Below are 23,266 nucleotides of genomic sequence, written 5' to 3'. Positions count from 1 at the left end.
GTCGAGGTTGAGTCGGGTTGGCGCAAGTCACCGTTCGATACCGACTGGTTGTCTTACCTTGTGTCGGTCGGGCACGCTTTAGCGGTGACGACGAACGGCGATTCCGCCTCACCTTTCGGCACGCCCGCCGTCGCAGCCCGCACCGGCTCCACCGGCGGGGAGGACCGGCCCGCGGCAATCGGGGACGACGCCCTGCCCGCCGTGCTGGCCAGCCTGCGGGCCGCGATCGGAACGGCGCGATTCCCGCTGGTCCTGCCCTCGGCGGAGCCCGCCGGACGGACGGCCGCCGCTCTCGCCGACCAGCTCGACGACTACCTGCTGCCGCGGCTCTCCCGCCTCGACGCGCCGCTGCTCGTGGTGGTCGGCGGTTCCACCGGCGCCGGCAAGTCGACCCTGGTCAACAGCCTGGTCCAGGCGCGGGTCAGTGCCGCCGGGGTGCTGCGCCCGACCACCCGCTCGCCGGTCCTGGTCTGCAATCCGGCCGACTCGCCCTGGTTCCGTCGCGGCGAACTGCTGCCCGGGCTGACCCGCACCAACCAGCCCAGCGACGACCCGCGTTCGCTGCACCTGGTCACCGCCCCGGCCCTGGCCCCCGGGCTGGCGTTCCTGGACGCTCCCGACATCGACTCGGTGGTCGACGCCAACCGCGCGCTGGCCAACCAACTGCTCGCCGCCGCCGACCTCTGGCTCTTCGTCACCACCGCCGCCCGGTACGCCGACGCCGTGCCCTGGGAACTGCTGCACGGTGCGCGGGCCCGGGGCGCGGTCATCGCGCTGGTCCTCGACCGGGTGCCCGCCGAGGCCACCGACGAGGTCGCCGCCCACCTCGCCGAGATGCTGGCCGAGCAGGATCTCGGCGCGGCGCCGCTGTTCGTCCTGCCGGAGACCTGGGTCGACGGCCAGGGGCTGCTGCCGGACCGGGTCACCGCGCCGTTGGCGGACTGGTTCGCCCGGCTGGCCGCCGACGCGGACGCCCGCGCGGCGGTGGTCCGGCAGACCCTCGGCGGCGCGCTGGCCGCGCTGGCGCCGTCGGTCGAGAGTCTGGCCGTCGCCGCCGACGAGCAGGTCACCGCCGCCGACGCTCTGGACGAACGGGTGCTGGCCGCCTACCGGGCGGCGAACCGGATGGTCGAGCAGGGTCTGCGCGACGGACGGCTGCTCCGGGGCGAGGTGTTGGCCCGGTGGCAGGAGTTCATCGGCACCAGTGACCTCTTCCGCAGCCTGGAGGCGCGGATCGGACGGCTGCGTGACCGCCTCACGGCGGCGTTCAGCCGACGCCCGGCCCCGGCCGTGGAGTTGCGCGACGCCATCGAGTCCCAGTTGACGACGTTGCTGCGGGGCGTGGCCGCCGAGGCGGCCGAGCACGCGTACACCGGGTGGAAGGCGCATCCGGCGGGTGCCGCACTACTCACACCGGATCTGGCACACCACGCGGCCGACCTGCCCGAACGGGCCGAGCGGCTGGTCCGGGACTGGCAACGCGGGGTGCTGGAACTGGTCCGGGCCGAGGGCGGTGACCGGCGTTTCGTGGCCCGTACGGCGGCGTACGCGGTCAACGCCACCGGGTTGGCCGTCATGATCGCGGTGTTCGCCTCGACGGCGTTCATCCCGACCGGCCTGGAGGTCGCCACCGGGGCCGGGACCACCGTCGCCGGGCAGGCCGTACTCCAGGCGATCTTCGGCGACCAGGCGGTGCGGACGCTGGCCGCGAAGGCTCGGGAGGACCTGCTGGACCGGGTACACGCGCTGCTCGACGAGGAGGCCGCCCGATACCTGGACCGGACCGACCAGGCCCGGCCGGCGGCCCGGCACGCGACGGCGCTGCGCGAGGCGGCCGCTCAGGTGGAGGCGGCCCGGACGCGCAGCGGCTTCGCCACGGACGATCGCAGTGGGGCGGCGGCGTGATGGGCATGGGGGGACGCCTCCGCGAGGCGTTGCGGATCAGCGACGGACGGGTGGACGCGGACCAGTTGGTCGCCCGCCTGGAGGCGGTGCACCGCTTCCTCGGCCTGGTCGACGGATACCTGCCGGACACCCCGTTGAGCCCGGCACGCACCCTGGTGGAGCGGGCCGGCACCCGGTTGTCGCTCTCCCGCGACCACACCGTCGTCGCGCTGGCCGGGGCGACCGGCAGCGGCAAGTCGAGCCTGTTCAACGCGATGGCCCGGATGGACCTGTCGCCGGTCGGGGTACGCCGTCCCACCACCGGCGTGACCCACGCCTGCGTGTGGGGTCCGCTCGACGGCGGCACCCGGCTGCTCGACTGGCTCGGTGTGCTGCCCAAGCACCGCTTCGTGCGGGAGAGCCTGCTCGACGGCGACGACGAGTCCACCCTGCACGGGCTGATCCTGCTCGACCTGCCGGACTTCGACTCGGTGCAGCACTCGCACCGCCTGGAGGTGGACCGGCTGCTCGGCCTGGTCGACCTGGTGGTCTGGGTGGTCGACCCGGAGAAGTACGCCGACCGGGTGGTGCACGCCGCCTACCTGCGCGAGTTCCAGCGGCACCGGGACGTCACGCTGGTCGTGCTCAACCAGGCCGACCGGCTGCCCCCGGCCGAGGTCCCCCGGGTGCTGGCCGACCTGCGCCGGCTGCTCGACGCGGACGGGCTGGACGGGGTGCCGTTGCTGGCCACCACGATCGTCGACCCGAGCGGCCCCGAGGTGCTGCGGGCGGAACTGGAACGCACGGTCGTCGAGCGGCAGGCGGCACTGCGTCGACTCACCGGCGACCTGGACGCGGTCGTCGACGCGTTGGACGGGATGGTCGGGGCACCCCGGTCGGCCCTCCCGGCCGACGATCCGGCGGTGGCCAAGCTGGACCGGGCGTTGAGCGCGGTGGCCGGGGTGCCGACCGTGCTCAGTGCGGTCGAGCAGGCATACCGGCACCGGGCCGCGTCGCGCACCGGCTGGCCGCTGGTGCGGTTCTGGCGGCGGCTGCGACCCGATCCGCTGCGTCGGCTGCACCTGCCCGGTCCGCAGCCCGTCGCGGACGATCCCGAGCGGGCTCTGGCCGCCGCGACGTCCGTGCCCGAGCCCGGTGCGGCCGACAAGTCGGCGCTGGCCCTGGCACTGCGTACGGTGGCCGAGCGGGCCGGGGAGGGGTTGCCGAGCGCCTGGCCGGCGGCGGTGAGCGCGGCGGCCCGCTCGCGCCTCGCCGACCTGCCGGACGCGCTGGACCACGCGCTGGCCGGCACCGACCTGGGGGTGAGCCGTCCCCGCACGTGGTGGCGTCTGGTCGGCGGGTTGCAGTGGGTGGTGACCGTCGCGGCCGTGGCCGGGTTGGGCTGGCTGCTCCTCGGCTACGCGCTGCGGATCCTGGGGCTGCCCGAGCTGGAGCATCCGATGGTCGGCGAGGTGCCGGTGCCGACGCTGCTGCTGCTCGGCGGGTTGCTGGCCGGGCTGTTGCTGGCCGCCCTGACCCGACCGATCAGCCGGTGGGCCGCCGGCCGGGCGCGCCGCCGGGCCGAGGCCCGGCTGACCAGGGCGATGAGCCAGGTCGGCGAGGAGTACGTGCTGTCGCCGGTGCGTGCCGTCATCGCCGCGCACGCCGACGCCCGCACCGTGCTGGAGGTCGCCCGGCACCGCTGAGCGCCGGCGCCCCGGCCACGCCGGTCGGTTGGCTCGGCACCTGCCCGCGCGAGCGGCGGCGTAGTGTCGGGTCATGGCCACGCCACAGACCCCCTACGACGCGGTGCTGCACGCCGCTCGCGACGTGACCAAGCTCGATACGGCGCTGGACGCGGAGATGCTCGGCGCGGCGCTGCTGGGCAGCGTCTACGAGGTGGCCGAGACCGACCGAGAGACGGCGATACGCGAGTTCGTGGGCGGGTTCCTCGCCGCCACCTCGCGACGACGGACCGCCGCGGCGACCACCGTCCGCGCGGTCTTCGCCGCCCTGGTCCCGGACGCCACCGGCGCCGACCGGGTACGCCCGGGCGCCACCGCACCGGCCTGGTCCGGCCAGCTCGGCAAGGTGCACCTCACCGGCACCTGGGCGTACGGCGACGTGTACGGCGACCAGACCTCCTACCTGGCCACCTTCGCCTACGACGACGCCACCGGCGGCCCGGAGCACGCGCTGGTGGCCCTGGTCGACCACAACATCGGCATCACCAAGGACGTCTTCGTCGGCGGGCCGGCCGCGCGGATCCTCGACCAGGTCCGGCAGCTCTGCGCCGACGACGAGCTGACCTGGTTCCGGGAGGAGGACCCGACCCGGATGCGTGCCGAGGTGGGCCGGCACCTGGCGGTGACCGACGGTCTGGGGCAGTTGCCCGGCGCGGGCTCGCTGGCCACCGACCGTGCCCTGGTCGGTGCCCGACTGGCGGTGCTACCGGCCACCCCGTCGGCACCGGATCGGGGCGACGGCGAGCCGCTGTCGGAGGCCGAGCGGTCCGACCTGATCCGGCGTTTCCTGGCCTCGCCGGAGGCGGCGCAGGCCGGGTTGGACACCATCGACGGCGGGGATCTCGCCTCCCTGCACTTCTGCCTGGGCCTGCTGCTCGACCACGCGGCCACCTTCCCGGACGCCGACCCGCTGCGGTGGAGCCCCACCGTGGCCGGGCTGTTCCTGCTCGACTGGGTGCACCGGCGGGCCGTGTTGGACATGGACGACGCGGCGATGCTGCCCCGGGTGTTGCGCGCCTTCACCGCGTACGCGGCCCGCAAGCGGGGACTGCCGCAGTCGGGGGCGAGCGCGACGGACACCGCGATCGAGGAGATGGTGCCGGAGTTCGTCCGGCTCTATGCCACCGGTGAGCGGCGCAGCCCGGCGACCGCCGCCGTCGCCCAGTTGATGGCCGACGGCGTCGACCCGGACGACCCGGCCGCCCTGGACGCCTGGATCGAGGCGAACCGGCACCGTCTCGCCGACGACGGCTGACCGCCTCACGGCTCGACCAGGGTGAGTCGGCGGGGTGCGACGTCGACGGTGAGGCGCTGCCCCCAGTCGAGCGTGAGCCGGTCGGCCTCCAGCCCGTCGGCGAAGACCACCAGACCGTCGGACTCGGCGGTCAACTCCAGCCGGTCGCCGTCGTCGAGGCGGCCGGCGGTGAGACTCACCCCGGTCACCGGGGACGGCCACGCCTCCCGGACGAACCAGCACAGGGCCGCCTCCTCCGGCGCGGGTGGGCGCGGCGCCCCCGGACGGTCCCGCGCGATGGACGCGCACCAGCCGGTCGCGCCCGTACCGCTGCCCACCACCACGCCGGAGGAGGAGTGCCGTTCCCGGCGCTCCCGCCCCTCCACGGGCACCGAGAGCAGGTAGCGGGCGGACTGGTGGGAGGCGTGGCCGACGTACACCTCGTTGAGGCCGAGAAGCTCCTGGCCGTCGTCGAGCGCGGCGCGGACCATCGCCCGGGAACGGGTCGCCGCGCGCTGCGCCGCCACCGCCGGCAGCAGCGCGGCCAGCCCGTCCGCCCGGTGCCGGACCAGCACCCCGGCGTTGCGGCCCGGCTCCGGGTCGACGCCGATGACCGGCTGCCCGGTCAGGTACTTCGCCACGTTCGCGACCAGGCCGTCCGGCCCGACGGCGACGACGACGTCCTCCGGCGCGAAGAGGAAGCGCGGCAGGTCGTCGCGGTCCACCGCGCCGCGTCGCCAGTCGGCCGGCACGGCGGCACCGACCGTGGTCAGCGCCGCCGCCAGTGCCTCGTGCCGGTCGATCACCTCGGTGAGCGACCGTCCCCGGGCGGCCAGGTACCACTCGGCGGCGGCCCGGGTGCCGTGCCGGGCCAGCAACTCGTCCAGCTCACTGCGCCGGCTGACCACCACCACCCGGGGGGCCAGCCCCGGCCCGGCCCACCCGTCGGGCCCCCGACCCGCGCTCATCGGCCCGGTGCCAGCCGGCCGAGCAGGTCGGTCAGCATGTCCGGAGTGACGGTGAGCTGACCGATCTGCGGCAACTGACCAGCGAGTTCCCGGACGGTCAGGGCCCGCAGCACGTCCGGCGGCAGCTCCGCGTACGCGGCCAGCCGGGCCGCCTCCGCCTCGGCCTCGGCGTGCCCGACGACGCGTACGCCCTCGGCCTTGGCGGCGGCCAGCAGCCGGTCCTTCTCGGCCTCGGCGGCGGCGAGCACCCGGGCCCGGTCGGCGGCAGCGGCGTCGGCCACCTTGTCCCGGTCGGCCCGGCCCTGGGCGGCGGCCAGCTCGGCGGCGGCCTCCAGCTCGGCCCGGCGGTGGGTGTTCGCGCCGTGCTGCTCGACGAGCTGCTGCTCGCGCCGGGCCAGCTCGATCTTGTTCTGGAGTTCGTTCTCGGCGATCGCGCGTTCCTGCTCGACGGCCTGTGCCCGGCGGGCGTACGTGGCCCGGTCGGCCTGGACCTGCACCGCCTCCCGGGTGGGGGTCTGTAGGGCGCGTTCCAGCTCCGGCTCGGGCCGGATCGCCACCACCCGGGCACTGACCACGGCCACCCCGATGTCGGCCAGCCGTGCCTCGGTGGCCAGCGCGTCGGAGACCGCCTCGCGGACCGGTGCGACGGTGGTCAGCGCCTCGGCCAGCGGCACCCGGGCGAGCAGGTCGAGGGCGGGTTGCTGGGCCAGCTCGGCGAGCAGGGTGGCCACCTGGTCCAGCGGGCGGGCCCGCGCCCTGCCGGTGCGCGGGTCGACCGAGAAGTCGAGCCGACCGGCGGCCAGCGCCGGGTCGGCGACCCGGTAGGTGACGGTGGCCTGCACGGTGATGTCGGCGAAGTCGCCGGTGCGGGCGTGGAAGAGCAGCGGCAGCTCGCGGTCGTCCACCGGCACCTCGCTGAGCACGGCGCGCAGCGGGCGGTACCAGAAGGACTGGCCCACTCCCTCCCGGCGGACCCGACCGCCCACGTGCAGACGCACCCAGCTGGTCGGGGTGCCGCGCAGGTGGCGCAGGAACAGTCGCCTCGTCACGTCGGCCATGACTCTCGCCTCCCTTTGTCGTCTACACGACGATAAAGGGTCTGCTACTTTGTCGTCAAGGTGGTGATAAAGAGATGGCCGAGTACCCGCCCTTCGCGGTGACCGCAGACCTGGTCGTGCTGACCGTGCGCGCGGAGCAGCTCTGCGTCCTGCTGGTCCGACGCGGCATCGAGCCGTACCTGCACAGGTGGGCGCTGCCCGGCGGGTTCGTCGGGATCGACGAGGACCTGGCCGCCGCCGCCACCCGGGAACTGGCCGAGGAGACCGGCCTGGCCGAGCCGGCCGGACACCTGGAGCAGCTCGGCACGTACGGCCGTCCCGGCCGGGACCCGCGCGGCCGGGTCGTCACCGTGGCCTGGCTGGCGCTCCTGCCCGACCAGGCCACCCCGGTGGCCGGCACGGACGCCGCCTCGGCCGACTGGCTCCCGCTGGCGCGCCTCTCCCCCGGTCAGCTCGCCTTCGACCACGAGCGGATCCTGGCCGACGGGCTGGAACGGGCTCGGGCCAAGCTGGAGTACACCCCGCTGGCCGCCGCCTTCTGCCCACCCGAGTTCACGGTGGCGCAGCTCCGGGCGGTCTACGAGACGGTCTGGGGGACCTCCCTCGACCCGCGCAACTTCCACCGCAAGGTGACCAGCACACCGGGCTTCCTGGTCCCGGTCGGCCGCTCCACCGAGGGCGAACGCGGCCGACCGGCCCAACTGTTCCGGCGCGGCCCGGCCGCGATGCTGCACCCGCCGATGCTGCGACCCGACCCACCCCGCACCAGCAGGGGCTGACGCCTCCGGTCCTCAGCGCCCGGACGCGGGCCCGGCGGTCTCCGGCGTACACCCGTGCGCCTCAGACGTGCGACGCCCCCGCAGCCGGATCCGGGCACGCGACCGGGCACTGCCGTTGCCGCCGGAGGGCGGCAGCACCGGTTCGGGCAGCAGGCGGGACGGCGGGTCCGTCGGATCGGCCGGGCCCTCCGAGGTGGGACCGGCCGACGGCGGGTCACCCGAGGTGGTCGGGCCGCCCGAGGGCGGGTCACCCGACTCCGTCGGATCGGTCGAGGCGGTCGGATCGGTCGAGGCGGTCGGGTCGGTGGACTCCGACGGGTCCGGCGTGGTGCCCGGGTCGGTGGAGATGCTCGGATCGGCCGAGGTCGTCGGGGAGGACGGCGCGTCGGTCGGCGACGGCGCGTCGGTCGGCGACGGCGAGGGCGACGCGGTCGGCGGCGACGGGCTCGGCGAGGGGGTGGGCCTCGGCGTACGGCTCGGTACCGGGATCGGTGCGGGCACCGGGGCCGGCGTGGTGGCGGGCGGTCGGGGCGCCGGGATCGGAGCCGGCGGCGCGGGACGGTGGCCCGGTGGTGGCGCGAACGGCAGGGCGGCCGGCATCGGGAGCCGCTCCGGCCCGGGGTCGCCCGGCGGGGCGGCCGGGCCGACCGACGGCAGCGCGGGCACCCCGGTCGTCGGGGTGCCCGCGGGCGGCGGCGGGATCACCACCGGGCCGACCGAGGGCGTCGGGATGAACGGCGGCGTGCTGCTGCCCGGCAGTGCGGTGCTGCCGACCGTCGCCGACCCGGTGCTGATCGCGGCCAGCACCGGCATCGAGGCCGTCCCGGCGAGCAGCGCCACGGTCAGTAGGTAACCCCGCGTCGGCGTTGCGGCACGCGCGGCACGGTGGGCGCCCACCACCCGGCGGTAGCCGCCGGGTGCCCGGTGCCGGCCGAGGATCGGCCCCCCGGGCCCCTCACCTGGTTCGGACACCACGCACTCCTCGTCGTCGACCCCTGGCCGGGGCCGTCGACGCGGCCCCGGCGGACCGCCTGAGCTGCTTCGGAGGCCCGCGCGACCAGCGTGGTTCAGTGACTCTGCGTCAGCCAACCCCACACCGCGTGTCGACACGCTTATCTGCCCGAATGGTGGCAAACCATCACCGGATCGGTCGCGCGTCGTTCGACCCGGCACTCCGGTATTTCAGGTAACGAAGCGGACCCGTCCTGAGACGCGGGGCAGGTGGAGTGTGGGACGACTCACCTCTGATGCGAATATGGAGCCACGACGGCAGCGCAGCCGGGACCTCCGCGCACCCACGCGGTAGGCGCGACTGGGCGTCGGCGCTCCCGAACCGGGTTCGGTCAAGAATCCGGCTCACGCCGCGCGGCAACCCCCACCGGGGCTGAGCGTGGCCGCCAGGAACCGATCCCGGCACCAGCCGGGGCCGGCGCACGAGTCGCGCGGCCGGGTGACCCCCCGGTGCCGACGCAGACACGACAGGGAGAGACGGATGGCAAAGGGCGACCCCGGGGCCGGCCCCCGCGGCCGGCGAGCCGCACCCCGATCCAGGAAAGCCGCGACCGGCGACCCGGAACTCGTACAACTGCTCACCCCCGAGGGTGCGCGCGTCGACAGTGTGACCGGCCCGGACGGCGTCGAGTACCGCGTCGACTTCACCGACGAGGAGTACCGCGGCCTCTATCGCGACCTCGTGCTGGTGCGGAAGCTGGACGCCGAGGCGACGGCCCTGCAACGGCAGGGCGAGCTGGGCATCTGGGCGAGCCTGCTCGGCCAGGAGGCGGCCCAGGTCGGTTCCGGTCGGGCGCTGCGCACCCAGGACATGGCGTTCCCCACCTACCGCGAGCACGGCGTGCTCTATTGCCGGGGCATCGACCCGATCATGCCGCTGAGTCTGTTCCGGGGAGTCGACCAGGGCGGCTGGGACCCGAACGAGTTCAAGTTCAACATGTACACGATCGTCATCGGGGCGCAGACCCTGCACGCGACCGGGTACGCCATGGGCGTCGCGATGGACGGCAAGACCGGCACCGACGACGGCGAGGCGGTCATCGCGTACTTCGGTGACGGCGCCACCAGCCAGGGCGACGTCAACGAGTCGTTCGTCTGGGCCGGCGTGTTCAACGCCCCGCTGGTGTTCTTCTGCCAGAACAACCAGTACGCCATCTCCGAGCCGCTGGAACGGCAGACCCGCATCCCCCTGTACCGGCGCGCCGCCGGCTTCGGCTTCCCCGGCATCCGGGTGGACGGCAACGACGTGCTGGCCACGTACGCGGTGACCCGGCACGCGCTGGACAACGCCCGGCACGGGCAGGGCCCGAGCCTGATCGAGGCGTACACCTACCGGATGGGGGCGCACACCACCTCCGACGACCCGACCCGCTACCGGATCGCCAGCGAGGTCGAGGCCTGGCAGGCCAAGGACCCGATCGCCCGGGTGAAGGCGTTCCTGGAGCGCGAGCAGATCGCCGACGCCGGCTTCTTCACCGAGGTCGACGAGCAGGCCCGTCGCGAGGCCGTGGATCTGCGGGAGCGGGTGCTGGCCATGCCGGACCCGGAGCCCACCACGCTCTTCGAGCACGTCTACCCCAACGGTTCGCCGCTGCTGGACGAGCAGCGTGCGGAGTTCAGCCGGTACCTGGAGTCGTTCGAGGGGAGCGCGCACTGATGGCCACGGAGACGCTCACCCTCGGCAAGGCCCTCAACACCGGTCTGCGCCGCGCCCTGGAGAACGACCCGAAGGTCGTCATCATGGGCGAGGACGTCGGCAAGCTCGGCGGCGTCTTCCGGATCACCGACGGGTTGCAGAAGGACTTCGGCGACCAGCGGGTCATCGACACCCCGCTGGCCGAGTCGGGCATCATCGGCACCGCGGTCGGCCTGGCCATCCGCGGCTACCGCCCGGTCTGCGAGATCCAGTTCGACGGCTTCGTCTACCCGGCGTACGACCAGATCGTGTCGCAGGTGGCGAAGATGCACTACCGCTCGCGCGGCAAGCTGAACATCCCGATGGTGATCCGGATCCCGTTCGGCGGCGGCATCGGCGCGGTGGAGCACCACTCGGAGTCGCCCGAGGCGTACTTCGCGCACACCGCCGGGCTGAAGGTCGTCTCCTGCGCCAACCCGCAGGACGCGTACGTGATGATCCAGCAGGCCGTCGCCTCGGACGATCCGATCGTGTTCCTGGAGCCGAAGCGGCGTTACTGGGAGAAGGGGCAGGTCGACCTGGACGCCCCGCTGTCCGAGGCGTACCCGCTGCACTCGGCACGGGTGGTCCGGTCCGGCAGCCACGTCACCCTGCTCGCGTACGGCCCGATGGTGCGGACCTGCCTGGACGCGGCGACCGCCGCCGCCGAGGACGGCCGTGAGCTGGAGGTCATCGACCTGCGCACGCTCTCCCCGCTGGACCTCGGCGTGGTGTACGAGTCGGTGCGGCGCACCGGCCGCGCGGTGGTGGTGCACGAGGCACCGTCCAACGTGGGCCTCGGCGCGGAGATCGCGGCCCGGATCACCGAGGAGTGCTTCTACTCACTGGAGTCCCCGGTGCTGCGGGTGGCCGGCTTCGACACCCCCTACCCGGCGGCCCGGGTGGAGGAGGACTACCTTCCCGACCTCGACCGGGTGCTCGACGCCGTCGACCGCTCCTTCGGCTGGTGAGCGACATGTCCCGGATCAAGGAGTTCAACCTGCCCGACCTGGGCGAGGGCCTGACCGAGGGCGAGATCCTCGGCTGGCTGGTCAAGGTGGGCGACACCATCGAGCTGAACCAGCCGATCGTCGAGGTGGAGACCGCCAAGGCGGCGGTGGAGATCCCGGCGAAGTGGGCCGGTCAGGTGCACGCGATCTTCCACCCGGAGGGCACCACGGTCGAGGTCGGTGCGCCGATCATCGCGATCGACACCGACCCGGGCGCCGGGCCGATCGCGTCGTCGACGACCGGCGCGCCCGCCGACGACCTGCCCACCCCCTCGGCGGCCTCGCTGGCCGCCGTCGAGGTGGCACCCGCCGAGGGCGCGGTGGAACCGGGCCTGATCGGCGGCCCGGCACCGGGTGGGCGGACCGCCGTCCTGGTCGGATACGGCCCCCGGACCACCACGGCCAAACGCCGTCCCCGCAAGGGCGTCGTCCCGGCGCAGGCCACCGTCGCCCCGGTCGCACCGGCACCGGTCACGCCCGTGGCGGCTCCGGTGGCGCCGGCCCCGACGGTGAACGGCAACGGCCGGCTCGCGGGTGCGGTGCTGGCCAAGCCGCCGGTGCGCAAACTCGCCAAGGACCTCGGCGTGGACCTCGCCACCCTGACCGGGTCCGGGCCGTCGGGTTCGATCACCCGCGAGGACGTGCAGCGGGCGGCGGCACCGGCCGCGGCGGAGCCGCTCACGGTCAGCGCCCCGGGCACGGCGGCGGCGAGCTTCGGCGCCGACCGCGAGCAGCGCATCCCGGTCAAGGGGGTACGCAAGCTCACCGCCGAGAACATGTCCCGGTCCGCGTTCACCGCACCGCACGTCACGGAGTTCCTGACCGTGGACGTGACCCGGGCGATGAAGGCGCTGGACCGGCTGCGCGGGCGGCGGGAGTGGCGGGACGTACGCGTCTCGCCGTTGCTGCTGGTCGCCAAGGCGGTGCTGCTGGCGGTCAAGCGGCACCCGATGGTCAACTCGACGTGGGCCGGTGACGAGATCGTCGTCAAGGAGTACGTCAACCTCGGTATCGCGGCGGCCACCGAGCGGGGCCTGATCGTGCCGAACGTCAAGGACGCCGGTCGACTGACGCTGCGCGAGCTGGCCGACGCGTTGACCGACCTGGTGCAGACCGCCAAGGCCGGGAAGACCTCGCCGGCCGACATGTCCGGCGGCACCCTGACCATCACCAACGTCGGGGTGTTCGGGGTGGACACCGGTACGCCGATCCTGCCGCCGGGTGAGTCGGCGATCCTGGCCTTCGGTGCGGTCCGGGAGATGCCCTGGGTGCACAAGGGCAAGGTCAAGCCGCGTCTGGTCACCACGCTCGGCCTCTCCTTCGACCACCGCATCATCGACGGTGAGCTGGGTTCGAAGTTCCTGCGCGACATCGGCGACTTCCTCGCCGACCCGGAGGCGGCACTGCTCGCCTGGACCTGATCGGCTCCACGACGGCCGGTGTGCCACGGGTGAACGCCCGGCACACCGGCCGTTGCCGTTGGTTGACGAAACCCTCTTCACAGAAGGCAGTCGACCTATGATTCGTAGGCTGGTGGCTCAGCTCACCTTCTAATCGCTGGAATTTACGCCCTGCGTGCGGTTGAATAGAGGCATCGAGGGGCCGACAACCGAATAGCAGGAGGAGAACCCCCATGAGCATGATCGAGCGAATCCGTAGCCGCCGCGACGCCAGCCGCCGCGCCCGTGCCATCGAGCGGGCCCTGCGTTCGGCCAACTCGCCCGCGGTCCGTGACGAGATCCTCGTCATCGCCCAGCGTCACATGCACTGACGCCACACGACGTTAACCACCTCCTCCAGATCGACGACCCGCCCGGGTGACCCGGGCGGGTCGTCGGCGTTCGACCGGCCATTGACACCGGGATACCGCCCCGCCGCAGCGCCCGGTACGGTGGGGCACGGTCGTCGTCCACGGCCGAGAGAGGTCGAGGCGATAGAAGCACCTCGACACCGATCGACAACGGACGGTGACGACGAACGCTCCCCGGGAGCCCATCGGCGGCCACCGGGATACGGTGCGGGGAGCCGGCACGGCCGGCACGCCGGCACCGCCGGCTGCCCTGCCGAGACCATCGGCGACGGCGGCCGACATGTGATGGAGGAGGGGCACACATGACGTCCGAGGGCCCGCACCGCCCCGGCCAGGAGCCGGACGAGGCGCCGCCGGGCGGCGGACCGGCGCCATACGGCGACCGATCGGCTCAGCCGGACGGCGGGTACGGCGCAACCGCCCCCGACCTCGGCTGGGCACCCCCACCGCCCGCGCGACCCGACGCACCCGCGCCTTCCTGGGCGAACCAGCAGGGCACCCAGTGGGGCAGCGCGCAGGCGACCCGACAGGCGGACTCCCCGCCCCCCGGCAACTGGGACCAGGCTCAGCAGCAGTGGCCGGGCCAGGCCGAGCAGGCCCCACCGGCCTGGGCGACGCCCGCCGCGCAGTCCACTCCGGACCAGCCCGCCTGGGCCACCGGCGGACAGCCGAACCCGGCCTGGGGCGCCCCCGCCACATCGGACGCCCCCCAACAGCCGGAGTGGACGCCCCAGCAGCCCGCGCCCCACCAGCCCACGTCCGGGCAGCCCGACTGGGCCACCGCCCAACCGACCTCCGGCCAGCCGACCTCCGGCCCGGCCAACGGCTGGGGTGCCGGTCAGCAGCCGGAGTGGGCCACCACGCCACGAGGCGACGACCACACTCCGGGCTGGGCCGCCACGGCGACCCCGCCCGAGCCGGCCCAGCCCGACTGGGCGCCGGCCGACCCGCCGGCACCGGTCCGCGCCGAGCCGCCGGCCCGGGCCACCGCGCAGGTGCCGACGCCCAACCTGGCACCGCACCAGCCCGGCGTCGACGAGCCGGGCCGACCCGGCGCGTGGCAGCCCGAGCAGCAGGAGCAACCCGCCTGGGCCACCGGCCAGCAGCGCGAACCCGCCGCCGGCTGGCCCGGCGACCAGCAGGCCGAGAGCTGGCACCCGGGCGGTGACCGGCCGGCGCAGCCCGACTGGGCCACCCCGCACCCGGAGGCACCAGCCGACTGGGCGGGCACCCGGGCGGCAGCCGAGGAGCGGCCGCAGTGGTCGACGCCGCCTCAGGAGCAGTCCGCCCCGGCGTGGGCCCCGTCCGAGCCCGCCACCGGATCGGCCCGCCCCACCGACGCCGGTCCGCCCCCGACCTGGGCACCCGGTGGAGAACCGCTGCCCTCGCGTACCGCCGCCGACCGACCCGGGCTGACCGACGTGCAGCCGTGGGCGCCCGGCGAGGCGTGGGGCAACAGCGGCGCGGCGGAGGCCGGCTCCGACCGGGCCGACGTCGAGCCCGCGACGGGTCGGGCCGGAGACGCTCCGATCTACCAGCCCGCGCCGGCCCCGGGCATCTCCCCGAACAACATGCTGCCGTTGCCGCCGCAGGAGCAGCGCGTGCCCGGTGCCAGCCTGGCCGCCGGGCCGCCCGCCGACTACGGCCAGCCGGCGGCGTACGGCGTCGACCAGTCCGGACCCACCAGCCACCCCGGGGACCAGCAGGGCGGTGGCGTGGCCTGGGGTCAGCCCGAGCCGCGGTACGACGACCCGCAGGCCTCGGCCGCGCCGGTCATACCCGCGCCCCGCACCTCCCCCGAGGCCGACTGGTCCGCCCCGCCGACGGCCGCCGCCGGTGGGGTCTCCGCGAGCGCGTCGGTGCCGCTGGCCAGCCGGGTGACGCCGCCCGCCGACCACCCGCCGCACCCCGCCGGGCCGCCCGCCCCGCAGTCGCGGGTGTACGGCCGCCCCGCCCGCTCCGAGTCCGGCGAGTCGACCCCGGAACGGGACGAGCCGCCGGCACCCCGGTTCGACCAGAACCCGGAGCCGCACTTCGCCGACCACGAGCCGCCGGCCGGCGGGCCGGGCTCCTACTCCGGATCGGCTGCTCCCGGCTCCCCGGCGGCGCCGCCGGCCTTCCCGGCGGGGATGCCCTCCTTCGCCGACTCTCCGCCGACCAACCGTCCGGTCAACGGCACCAAGCCGCACCCGGAGCCGGAGCGTCCCGCCGACCCGTTCGGCGGCCCGCCCGGTGGCGACCGCTTCGGCGGCCACCCCGGTGGCGACCCGTTCGGTGGACCGGGTGCCGCTCCGTCCTTCGGTGGCGCACCCGGTGACCGCTTCGGCGGTCAGGGCAACGACCCCTTCGGCGGTCCGCCCGGCGGCGACCGTTTCGGGGCTCCGGGCGGCGAGCCCTTCGGCGGCCCGTCCGAGCGTTCGGGCGGCACCTACGGTGCCAAGCGCCCCGAGCCGGGCGCCGACCACACCGCGGCGTTCCCGCCGCCGGGACAGTCGCCGCCGCCGTGGGGCGCGAACGCCGGCACCGGCTCCGGTCCGTCCGACCCGGACCAGAGCCGCTTCGACTCCTTCAAACCGGTGGCCGAACCGGCTCCGGAGACTCCGGTGCCGAAGGTCCGCAACGGTCGGGTCCTCGCCGCAGTACTGGTCGCCGCCGTGCTCATCCTGGCCATCCCGCTCGGTCTGCTGCTGCTCCTCGGCAAGATCGGCGGATCGAACGAGGCAGGGGCCTTCGACCCGGCGGTCGGCACCTGCGTCAAGCGGTCCGGCAACAGCGCCGTCGAGGCACAGTGCGGCGACAACGAGGCGTTCACGGTGGTGTCCAAGGTCGAGACGAAGGACAGCTGCCCCGACCCGACCATGCCGCTGGTGGAGCTTCGCGGCGTCTCCTCGAACCCGTTCCTCTGCCTGAAACCGGCGACCGGGAGCTGACCACGTCACACCGAGGGCGGGGCACGGTCACCGTGTCCCGCCCTCGGTGTTCGTGTGCGCGGACGACACCGAGGTCCAGCCGGTAGGGCACGATGGGGTGCATGAGTGCACGCGTACGGGCACCCGAGCTGCGGGGCCGGGCCTGGCTGAACACCGGCGGCAAGGACCTGGGTCTGGCGGATCTGCGGGGTCGCATCGCCGTCCTGGACTTCTGGACCTTCTGCTGCATCAACTGCCTGCACGTGCTGGACGAGCTGCGTCCACTCGAGGAGAAGTACGCCGACGTCCTCGTCGTGATCGGCGTGCACTCGCCCAAGTTCGAGCACGAGAAGGACCCCGACGCCCTGGCCGCCGCCGTCGAGCGGTACGGCGTGCACCACCCGGTGCTCGACGACCCCGAGCTGGACATGTGGCAGCAGTACGCGGCCCGCGCCTGGCCGACCCTCGCCGTGGTCGACCCGGAGGGGTACGTGGTGGCCACCATGGCCGGCGAGGGTCACGCCGAGGGGCTGGCCCGGCTGATCGACGACCTGATCGCCACCCACGAGGCCAAGGGCACCCTGCGCCGGGGCGACGGCCCGTACGTGCCGCCGGCCGAGCCGCGGACGACGCTGCGCTTCCCCGGCAAGGCGGTGGCCCTGCCCGGCGGTGGCCTGTTGGTGTCGGACTCGGCCCGGCACCGGGTGGTCGAGCTGGCCGACGACGGCGAGACCGTGACCCGCACCATCGGCACCGGGAGCCGGGGTCGGGGCGACGGACCGGCCGAGGCCGCCACCTTCTCCGAGCCGCAGGGTCTGTCCCTGCTGCCCGAGCACGTCGCCGAGGTCGCCGGTTACGACCTGGTGGTCGCCGACACCGTCAACCACCTGCTGCGCGGCGTACGGCTCGCCACCGGCGAGGTGGTCACCGTGGCCGGCACGGGTCGGCAGTGGCGTTCCACGGTCGACGACCACGCGCACGACGCGCTCTCCATCGACCTCTCCTCCCCCTGGGACCTCGCCTGGTACGACGACCGGATCGTCATCGCCATGGCCGGCATCCACCAGCTCTGGTGGTTCGACCCGATCAAGCGCACCGTCGGCATGTACGCCGGCACCACCGTGGAGGCACTGCGGGACGGCCCGTTGGCCGAGGCGTGGCTGGCGCAGCCGTCGGGGCTCTCGGTCTCCGCCGACGGCACCCGCCTCTGGGTGGCCGACAGCGAGACCAGCGCCGTCCGGTACGTCGAGAACGGCATCCTGGGTACCGCCGTGGGTCAGGGGTTGTTCGACTTCGGTCACGTGGACGGCCCGGCGGCGCAGGCCCTGCTCCAGCACCCGCTCGGCGTCTGCGCGCTGCCCGACGGGTCGGTGCTGGTCGCGGACACCTACAACGGTGCGGTACGCCGCTACGACCCCGCGACCGACCAGGTCTCCACGGTGGCCACCGAACTCGGCGAGCCGAGCGACCTGGTGCTCACGCCCGACGGTGCGGTGCTGGTGGTGGAGTCGTCCGCGCACCGGATCACCCGGTTGGCCCCGGGTGCGCTCTCGGCGGCCGGGGCGGACACCGTCGACGGCCCCCGGCACCGCACCGAACGCAAGCCGACCGACCTGGCCGCCGGGGAGGTCGTGCTGGACGTCGTCTTCACTCCGGCGCCAGGACAGAAGCTGGACGAGACGTACGGTCCGTCGACCCGGCTGGTGGTCTCCGCGTCACCGCCGGAGCTGCTGGTCGAGGGGGCGGGCACCGGCACCGAGCTGTCCCGCCGGCTGGTGATCGACGGCGCGGTGACCGACGGCGTGCTCCAGGTGACCGCCCAGGCGGCGACCTGCGACGCGGACGTGGAGCACGCGGCCTGCCACCTGACCAGGCAGGACTGGGGAGTTCCGGTGCGGGTGGTCGCCGACGGCCCCACCCGCCTGCCGCTGGTGCTGCGCGGCATGGACGCCGGCTGACTGAGGTGAAAGGAAGGGCCCCTTGTTAACGCCTGCGGTATAGCAGGGGACCCCTGCTAACAAACCTCTCAGCCGAACGCGGTCGGCGTCACTCCGGCATCGATGAGTGCGGCGCGGACGAGTTCCGCGGCGGCCACCGCGCCGGGACTGTCGCCGTGCAGGCAGATCGACTCGACGACACACGGGATCGCGCTCCCGTCCACGGCCGTCACCGCCCGCTCGGTGGCCATCCGCACCGCCCGGTTCGCCACCTCCTGCGGGTCGGTGACCAGGGCGTCGGGCGAGGTACGCGGCACCAGTCGACCGTTGGGCAGATAGTTGCGGTCCGCGAACCCCTCGGCCACCACGCGCATCCCGGCGCCCTGGGCGAGTTGGGCCAGCACCGAGCCGGGCGGGCAGAGCAGCGGCAGGTCCCGATCGAAGTCGTCGACCGCCGCGACGATCGCCGCCGCCGGCATCTCCTCGCACGCCGCCGCGTGATAGAGCGCCCCGTGCGGCTTCAGGTAGCGGACCCGGGTGCGGTACGCCCGGCAGAACGCCTGGAGCGCGCCGATCTGGTAGAGCACCTCGTCGCGCAACTCGGCGAACTCGTACGCGATCGCCCGCCGGCCGAAACCGGCGAGGTCCCGGTAGCCGACCTGCGCACCGATCGCCACGCCACGCTGCGCCGCCGTGGCGCAGACCCGGCGCATCGTGGGCGCGTCCCCGGCGTGGAAGCCGCAGGCGACGTTGGCGGAGGTGATCAGATTGAGCAGAGCCTCGTCGTCGCCGAGGGGCCAGATACCGAATCCCTCACCGAGGTCAGCGTTCAGGTCCATGAAACCTGACCGTAGTGCCTGGACGGGCCTGCGCGAGTGGGGTCACGTCGTCCACCACCGCGATGACCGGATAGCCACCGGTGGTGGGATGGTCGGCGAGGAAGACCAACGGTTGGCCGTCCGCCGGCACCTGCACCGCGCCGAGGACGATGCCCTCGCTCGGCAGTTCCCCGGCCACCGCGCGGGGCAGCGGCGCACCGGACAGCCGCGCACCGACCCGGTTGCTCAACGGACTCACCTGGTACGCCGTGCCGAGCAGCCGGTCCAGCGCGACCGGGGTGAACCAGTCATGCCGTGGGCCGAGTCGCACCGTCAGGTGCAGTTCCGCCGGGAACGGCGGTGGCACCGTGAAGTCGACCGGCGCGGGTGGATCCGGCACGACACCGAGCGGCAGCAGATCGCCGTCGCGCAGTGGTGCCGGTCCGAGCCCGGCGAGCGTGTCCGTGGCACGACTGCCCAGCACCGGGTCGACCGCGATGCCCCCGGCCACCGCCAGCCAGCACCGCAGACCCCGTCGGGCGGGACCTGTACGGAGCACCGTTCCGCCCGGTACGGCCAGCGGGCGTCCGGTGTCGCCGGGCCGCGTACCGATCCAGATGTCCGCCTCGGCACCCACCACCGCGACCGTGGTGGCCCGGTCCACCCGCAGGTCGCAGCCGGTCAGCGTGATCTCCAGTCCGGCCGCCGACTCCGGATTGCCGACCAGCCGGTTGGCCAGCCGCAACGCCGCCGGGTCGAGCGCACCGGAACGCGGCACCCCGAGATGGGCCCATCCGACGCGCCCCTGGTCCTGCACCGTGGTCAACGCCCCGGCCCGCAGCACCTCGATCTCCCCTCGCAGTGACACCGCCGGTACACCGCCTGCGAGCGGCATCCCACCGGTCACGGCCGGCGTAAGCGGCGGTCCGCCGGTCATGCCTGCACCAGCCGGACGCGGGTACCGGGCGTCAACAGAGCGGGCGGATCGGCCGTCACGTCGAAGAGGGTCAGCCCGGTCCGTCCGACCAGCAGCCAACCGCCGGGCGAGGCGGTCGGATAGATTCCGGCGTACGGCCCGGCCAGCCCGACCGCACCAGCCGGAACGCGGGCACGGGGTGTGGCCAGCCGGGGCACCGCCAGTCCGGCGGGTAACCCGGTCAGATACCCGAATCCGGGCGCGAAGCCGCAGAACGCCACCCGGAACTCGGTCTCCCGCAGCCGACGTACCACCGCCGGCACGTCCACCCGCCAGAGTTCGGCGACCCGAGGCAGATCCTCCCCGTCGAAGCTGACCGGTACCTCGACCACCCCACCACCCCCGCCCCACCCCGCCGCATCCGCCATCGCGGCCTCACGCTCCATCGCGGCCTCACCGCGTCGATCATGGAGTGGTGGTCGATAGCCTGTCCTGTTATGTGACTCTTTGTCCCCACCACAACTCCATGATCGACGCGGTGCAGTGGGGGTGTCCGCGCCGGGCGCGGGCGCGAGGCCGGGCGCGGGCGCGGGCGCGGGTCGGAGGGTGGGGGTCCAGTCGGCTATGCGGATGGCGGTTGCCTCAAGGTCCGGCACGCCGTCGAGCAGAACGGTCGTGGCCGCCGGGACGATCTCCTCGGCGACCAGGTCACCTCTATCGCGGCGACGCCACAGCTCGGCTCGCCACGCCTCCACCAGGTCGACGACCGTCCCGCCGCCAGTCGGGAATTCGCCCGCCGCGGATCCCTCCGCCGGGGAGCCACCGGTCGGGGAGCCACCGGTCGGGGAGCCACCGGAAGGAAGGCCGTCCGTCGGGGAGCCGTTGCCGACATCGCCGCTCGGGTCTGCGGCGCCGCCGGGTTCGGGGGGCGGTGGTGGGGTGAGGTCGAGCAAAAGGGCGTGCGCGCCGACCGGTCTGATCCGCATCCCGCCATCCTGACCGACGGTCGCCCACCGGCGCGTCGACTGCTGGTCGGACGGCGTGACGCGTTGCACTACCCGAAGGTAACCTACGCTGTCGTAACCTGATTCCGTGACCACCTCAGCACGTCCCCGGCTCAAGCCGGTCGACATCGGGAAACCCCGGATGCGCGGCTGGCTGCACACGTACGCGTTCTTCGTCGCACTGATCTGCGGCATCGTGCTCTGCTCGATCGCCGCCGCCCGCCCCGGCTGGACACCCCTGGTCAGTACCGGCGTCTACAGCCTCACCGTCTGCGGCCTCTTCGGCACCAGCGCGCTCTATCACCGTCGAGTGTGGTCGACACGCGGGTACCAGGTGATGCGCCGGATGGACCACTCGATGATCTTCTTGTTCATCGCCGGCACATACACACCGTTCTGTGTTCTGCTGCTGGAGACCCGCGCCGCCGTGATCATGCTCTCGGTGGTCTGGGGCGGCGCCCTGGGCGGCGTGGCACTGAAGTTGATCTGGCCGCACGCGTCACGGTGGCTCTCCGCTCCGCTCTATCTGGCGCTCGGCTGGGTGTCCGTGGGAATGCTGCCGGACATCCTGCACCACGGCGGGGTCACCGCCCTGGTGCTGCTGGCCGTGGGCGGCGGCATCTACACCGTCGGCGCGGTCTTCTACGCGCTGCGTCGGCCGAACCCGTGGCCCACCGTTTTCGGCCATCACGAGTTCTTCCACGCCTGCACGCTGGTCGCGGCGATCTGCCATCACATCGCGATCTATTTCGCGCTGTTCGCCTGAGCCGAGGCGGACGGCACGACAACGGGGTGGCGGATCGTTCCCGCCACCCCGTTGTGTCTCGTACGGGTCAGACCATCGGGTCGGGTCGGCGCACCTCGCGGTACTCCTGCACCACCCGGTTGTCCTGCACGGGAACGGCGCGCTCGGCGACCACGCGCTCCTCACGGACCGGAGCGACGACCGGACGACGCCGGGAGTTCCAGAAGTAGAGGGTGACGAGCAGGCCAGCGACACCGGCGAGCATCAGCACCCAGCCGACGACGCTCAGGTTGAGCCAGCCCAGATCCGCCTCCACGGCGAACGCGAAGATCGCGCCCAGCGCGATCAGGAAGATACTGCCACCGATGCCCATGTCGTCGTCTCCTCGGCTCGAAGCTGCATTCCACTTCGCCGCGGCCATGGATGAGGTTGCGGCATCGAGGGACTTACCCCGGCACGGAGATCGCCAATCGGGCAAGCTGGTGGCATGACGGACGCCTCGGGACAGCAACGCACGCTCGTGCTGCTACGGCACGCCAAGGCCGAACAGCCCACGGCGGACGGACCGGACATCGAGCGACCGTTGAGCGCACGGGGCCGTGCCGACGCGGCGGCTGCCGGGGCGTGGCTCGCCCGGCACGGGTTGCTGCCGGAGTTGGTGATCTGCTCCGCCGCACTGCGTACGCGGCAGACCTGGCACCACGTCGAGATGGGCATGACCGGCTCGCCGCCGGAGGGTGGACCCACCGGGCCGTTTCCGGTCGTCCGCTACGAGACGGACGCGTACGAGGCGCATCCGGAGGACCTGCTGACCCTGCTGCGCCGGGTCGAACCGTCCATCGGCACCGTCCTGCTGATCGCCCACAATCCCGGCATCTCGCTTTTGTCCGAGTCGCTCGATCCGCAGGGCGCCGCCCCGGACGGGCTGCGCACCAGCGACATGGTCCGGCACCGACCCACGGTGTCCTGGGCGGAACTGGGACGGGGTACGGCCCCGATCGACGTCCGGCACACCGCACGCGGCTGACCAGCCGGGGCGACACCGCACTAGTGAAGGCCGGATCACCCGACCACCGCGCCGCGCGCCGGGTCGTGTTCGCCGGTCGACAGCGCGGGTAACCCCGCGCCGGACGGGTAACCGTCGCTGACCAGTCCGAGTACGCCCAGAGCAACCGCACGGGGGAGTGCCGCGCACATGGGCATTGGTAGTGGAATCTTCCTGATCGCCATCGGCGCGATCCTGACGTTCGCCATCAGGGCCAACGTCTGGTGGATCGACCTGCGGGCGGTCGGCTGGGTCTTCATCCTGGCCGGGCTGACCGTCCTGCTCACCACGCTCTGGTTCTGGCAGGACCGCCGCAAGCGGGCCCGGACACTGATCGTGGAGGAGAACCGGCTCTCGCATCCGACCGCGATGATGCCGCCGCCTCCCGACCCGCCACCGCCGACCGCACCGCCGAGCTGACCGGTGGGTGTGGGCGTGGGTGGTGCCCCTGCGCGGTGTCGGGCCGGGGGTGTTGCCGCCGCGCTGATCGGCTTCGGGACTCCCGAGGCGTTCATCGTGAAGGTGGGTGGAGTTGTTGTCGCTCTGGCGACAACAACTCCACCCACCTCCAGATCGATACTCCGGAACCCGTTCCACCAGCCTCAGTAAATGAGGCATTCAAAAGGGCATGGACACACCGAGCGCACGGAAGCACCCGCGAACGGGTGCAGCCGGTGGGGCACATGCCCCACCGGCTGCACCGGACAGCGCGGACTAC

Annotated in this window: 20 protein-coding genes; 14 read left to right on the top strand and 6 right to left on the bottom strand. The window is 73.7% G+C overall.

Annotated elements, in window-relative coordinates; translation table 11 throughout:
• Positions 1–84: 84 nt before the first annotated feature.
• The 3 genes from HUT12_RS00620 to HUT12_RS00610 all read left to right on the top strand — a co-directional run bounded on the left by HUT12_RS00620 (position 85) and on the right by HUT12_RS00610 (position 4,884).
• Complete coding sequence (locus HUT12_RS00620; RefSeq protein ID WP_176092237.1) at positions 85–1,905, top strand: GTPase domain-containing protein; 1,821 nt, start codon at positions 85–87, stop codon at positions 1,903–1,905.
• A gap of 5 nt (positions 1,906–1,910) precedes the next feature.
• Complete coding sequence (locus HUT12_RS00615; protein ID WP_176092236.1) at positions 1,911–3,590, top strand: GTPase; 1,680 nt, start codon at positions 1,911–1,913, stop codon at positions 3,588–3,590.
• A gap of 73 nt (positions 3,591–3,663) precedes the next feature.
• Positions 3,664–4,884: a hypothetical protein gene (locus HUT12_RS00610; RefSeq protein ID WP_131057778.1), complete on the top strand. Its 1,221-nt coding sequence runs from the start codon at positions 3,664–3,666 to the stop codon at positions 4,882–4,884.
• Between the two features lie 5 nt (positions 4,885–4,889).
• Here HUT12_RS00610 and HUT12_RS00605 read toward each other — a convergent pair whose 3' ends face one another.
• On the bottom strand, positions 4,890–5,831 hold the full coding sequence (locus HUT12_RS00605) for a hypothetical protein (protein ID WP_176092235.1): 942 nt from the start codon (positions 5,829–5,831) through the stop codon (positions 4,890–4,892).
• Positions 5,828–6,889 (bottom strand): SPFH domain-containing protein, encoded by a 1,062-nt coding sequence (locus HUT12_RS00600; protein WP_176092234.1) that lies wholly within the window; start codon positions 6,887–6,889, stop codon positions 5,828–5,830. Before HUT12_RS00600 ends, HUT12_RS00605 begins: the two co-directional genes overlap by 4 nt.
• Before the next feature lie 74 nt (positions 6,890–6,963).
• On the opposite strand from HUT12_RS00600, the gene HUT12_RS00595 reads away from it, so the two are divergent.
• From HUT12_RS00595 to HUT12_RS00560, 8 genes are all read left to right on the top strand, one after another.
• A complete protein-coding gene (locus HUT12_RS00595; RefSeq protein ID WP_176092233.1) occupies positions 6,964–7,668 on the top strand; it encodes an NUDIX domain-containing protein in 705 nt (234 codons plus the stop codon).
• 67 nt (positions 7,669–7,735) lie between these two features.
• Positions 7,736–8,521, top strand: a complete 786-nt coding sequence (locus tag HUT12_RS00590; protein ID WP_176092232.1) for a hypothetical protein — start codon at positions 7,736–7,738, stop codon at positions 8,519–8,521.
• A gap of 639 nt (positions 8,522–9,160) precedes the next feature.
• On the top strand, positions 9,161–10,336 hold the full coding sequence (gene pdhA / locus HUT12_RS00585; protein WP_131054131.1) for a pyruvate dehydrogenase (acetyl-transferring) E1 component subunit alpha: 1,176 nt from the start codon (positions 9,161–9,163) through the stop codon (positions 10,334–10,336).
• Positions 10,336–11,325, top strand: coding sequence for an alpha-ketoacid dehydrogenase subunit beta (locus HUT12_RS00580; protein ID WP_131054130.1), 990 nt, complete (start codon positions 10,336–10,338; stop codon positions 11,323–11,325). Before pdhA ends, HUT12_RS00580 begins: the two co-directional genes overlap by 1 nt.
• Positions 11,326–11,330: 5 nt before the next feature.
• Positions 11,331–12,785, top strand: a complete 1,455-nt coding sequence (locus HUT12_RS00575) for a dihydrolipoamide acetyltransferase family protein (RefSeq protein ID WP_176095606.1) — start codon at positions 11,331–11,333, stop codon at positions 12,783–12,785.
• Between the two features lie 212 nt (positions 12,786–12,997).
• A complete protein-coding gene (locus HUT12_RS00570; protein ID WP_162854370.1) occupies positions 12,998–13,135 on the top strand; it encodes a hypothetical protein in 138 nt (45 codons plus the stop codon).
• Positions 13,136–13,476: 341 nt separating this feature from the next.
• Positions 13,477–16,104: a hypothetical protein gene (locus HUT12_RS00565; RefSeq protein ID WP_176092231.1), complete on the top strand. Its 2,628-nt coding sequence runs from the start codon at positions 13,477–13,479 to the stop codon at positions 16,102–16,104.
• Between the two features lie 101 nt (positions 16,105–16,205).
• Positions 16,206–18,041 (top strand): NHL domain-containing thioredoxin family protein, encoded by a 1,836-nt coding sequence (locus tag HUT12_RS00560; protein WP_176092230.1) that lies wholly within the window; start codon positions 16,206–16,208, stop codon positions 18,039–18,041.
• Positions 18,042–18,109: 68 nt separating this feature from the next.
• Here HUT12_RS00560 and HUT12_RS00555 read toward each other — a convergent pair whose 3' ends face one another.
• Genes HUT12_RS00555 through HUT12_RS00545 form a run of 3 tightly spaced genes read right to left on the bottom strand, consistent with a single transcriptional unit; the run spans position 18,110 to position 20,512 of the window.
• Positions 18,110–18,859, bottom strand: coding sequence for a LamB/YcsF family protein (locus tag HUT12_RS00555; RefSeq protein WP_176092229.1), 750 nt, complete (start codon positions 18,857–18,859; stop codon positions 18,110–18,112).
• Positions 18,843–19,733: a biotin-dependent carboxyltransferase family protein gene (locus HUT12_RS00550; protein ID WP_176095605.1), complete on the bottom strand. Its 891-nt coding sequence runs from the start codon at positions 19,731–19,733 to the stop codon at positions 18,843–18,845. The genes HUT12_RS00555 and HUT12_RS00550 overlap by 17 nt, the downstream gene beginning before the upstream one ends.
• Before the next feature lie 38 nt (positions 19,734–19,771).
• Positions 19,772–20,512, bottom strand: coding sequence for an allophanate hydrolase subunit 1 (locus HUT12_RS00545; RefSeq protein ID WP_176095604.1), 741 nt, complete (start codon positions 20,510–20,512; stop codon positions 19,772–19,774).
• A gap of 334 nt (positions 20,513–20,846) precedes the next feature.
• Here HUT12_RS00545 and HUT12_RS00540 point away from each other — a divergent pair, with 334 nt between their 5' ends.
• Positions 20,847–21,524, top strand: a complete 678-nt coding sequence (locus tag HUT12_RS00540) for a hemolysin III family protein (protein ID WP_131051720.1) — start codon at positions 20,847–20,849, stop codon at positions 21,522–21,524.
• A gap of 67 nt (positions 21,525–21,591) precedes the next feature.
• Here the strand turns inward: HUT12_RS00540 and HUT12_RS00535 are convergent, their stop codons facing one another.
• Positions 21,592–21,876, bottom strand: coding sequence for a DUF6458 family protein (locus HUT12_RS00535; protein ID WP_131051719.1), 285 nt, complete (start codon positions 21,874–21,876; stop codon positions 21,592–21,594).
• Between the two features lie 114 nt (positions 21,877–21,990).
• Between HUT12_RS00535 and HUT12_RS00530 the strand changes: the two genes are divergently transcribed.
• Both HUT12_RS00530 and HUT12_RS00525 read left to right on the top strand, forming a co-directional pair.
• Positions 21,991–22,530, top strand: coding sequence for a histidine phosphatase family protein (locus tag HUT12_RS00530; protein ID WP_131051718.1), 540 nt, complete (start codon positions 21,991–21,993; stop codon positions 22,528–22,530).
• Between the two features lie 168 nt (positions 22,531–22,698).
• On the top strand, positions 22,699–22,968 hold the full coding sequence (locus tag HUT12_RS00525) for a DUF6458 family protein (RefSeq protein WP_131051717.1): 270 nt from the start codon (positions 22,699–22,701) through the stop codon (positions 22,966–22,968).
• Positions 22,969–23,266: the final 298 nt, after the last annotated feature.

This window comes from Verrucosispora sp. NA02020, from assembly GCF_013364215.1.
Classification (GTDB): Bacteria; Actinomycetota; Actinomycetes; order Mycobacteriales; family Micromonosporaceae; genus Micromonospora.
The sequence above is the reverse complement of the archived record's forward strand: the minus strand, read 5'-3'. Positions and strand labels throughout refer to the sequence as shown.

Coding starts and splice junctions, on each gene's coding strand:
- HUT12_RS00560 (WP_176092230.1), top strand. CDS start 16,206: ATGAGTGCACGCGTACGGGCACCCGAGCTGCGGGGCCGGGCCTGGCTG.
- HUT12_RS00580 (WP_131054130.1), top strand. CDS start 10,336: ATGGCCACGGAGACGCTCACCCTCGGCAAGGCCCTCAACACCGGTCTG.
- HUT12_RS00575 (WP_176095606.1), top strand. CDS start 11,331: ATGTCCCGGATCAAGGAGTTCAACCTGCCCGACCTGGGCGAGGGCCTG.
- HUT12_RS00525 (WP_131051717.1), top strand. CDS start 22,699: ATGGGCATTGGTAGTGGAATCTTCCTGATCGCCATCGGCGCGATCCTG.
- HUT12_RS00600 (WP_176092234.1), bottom strand. CDS start 6,889: ATGGCCGACGTGACGAGGCGACTGTTCCTGCGCCACCTGCGCGGCACC.
- HUT12_RS00570 (WP_162854370.1), top strand. CDS start 12,998: ATGAGCATGATCGAGCGAATCCGTAGCCGCCGCGACGCCAGCCGCCGC.
- HUT12_RS00555 (WP_176092229.1), bottom strand. CDS start 18,859: ATGGACCTGAACGCTGACCTCGGTGAGGGATTCGGTATCTGGCCCCTC.
- HUT12_RS00550 (WP_176095605.1), bottom strand. CDS start 19,733: ATGCCGCTCGCAGGCGGTGTACCGGCGGTGTCACTGCGAGGGGAGATC.
- HUT12_RS00565 (WP_176092231.1), top strand. CDS start 13,477: ATGACGTCCGAGGGCCCGCACCGCCCCGGCCAGGAGCCGGACGAGGCG.
- HUT12_RS00610 (WP_131057778.1), top strand. CDS start 3,664: ATGGCCACGCCACAGACCCCCTACGACGCGGTGCTGCACGCCGCTCGC.
- HUT12_RS00595 (WP_176092233.1), top strand. CDS start 6,964: ATGGCCGAGTACCCGCCCTTCGCGGTGACCGCAGACCTGGTCGTGCTG.
- HUT12_RS00530 (WP_131051718.1), top strand. CDS start 21,991: ATGACGGACGCCTCGGGACAGCAACGCACGCTCGTGCTGCTACGGCAC.
- pdhA (WP_131054131.1), top strand. CDS start 9,161: ATGGCAAAGGGCGACCCCGGGGCCGGCCCCCGCGGCCGGCGAGCCGCA.
- HUT12_RS00605 (WP_176092235.1), bottom strand. CDS start 5,831: ATGAGCGCGGGTCGGGGGCCCGACGGGTGGGCCGGGCCGGGGCTGGCC.
- HUT12_RS00615 (WP_176092236.1), top strand. CDS start 1,911: ATGGGGGGACGCCTCCGCGAGGCGTTGCGGATCAGCGACGGACGGGTG.
- HUT12_RS00535 (WP_131051719.1), bottom strand. CDS start 21,876: ATGGGCATCGGTGGCAGTATCTTCCTGATCGCGCTGGGCGCGATCTTC.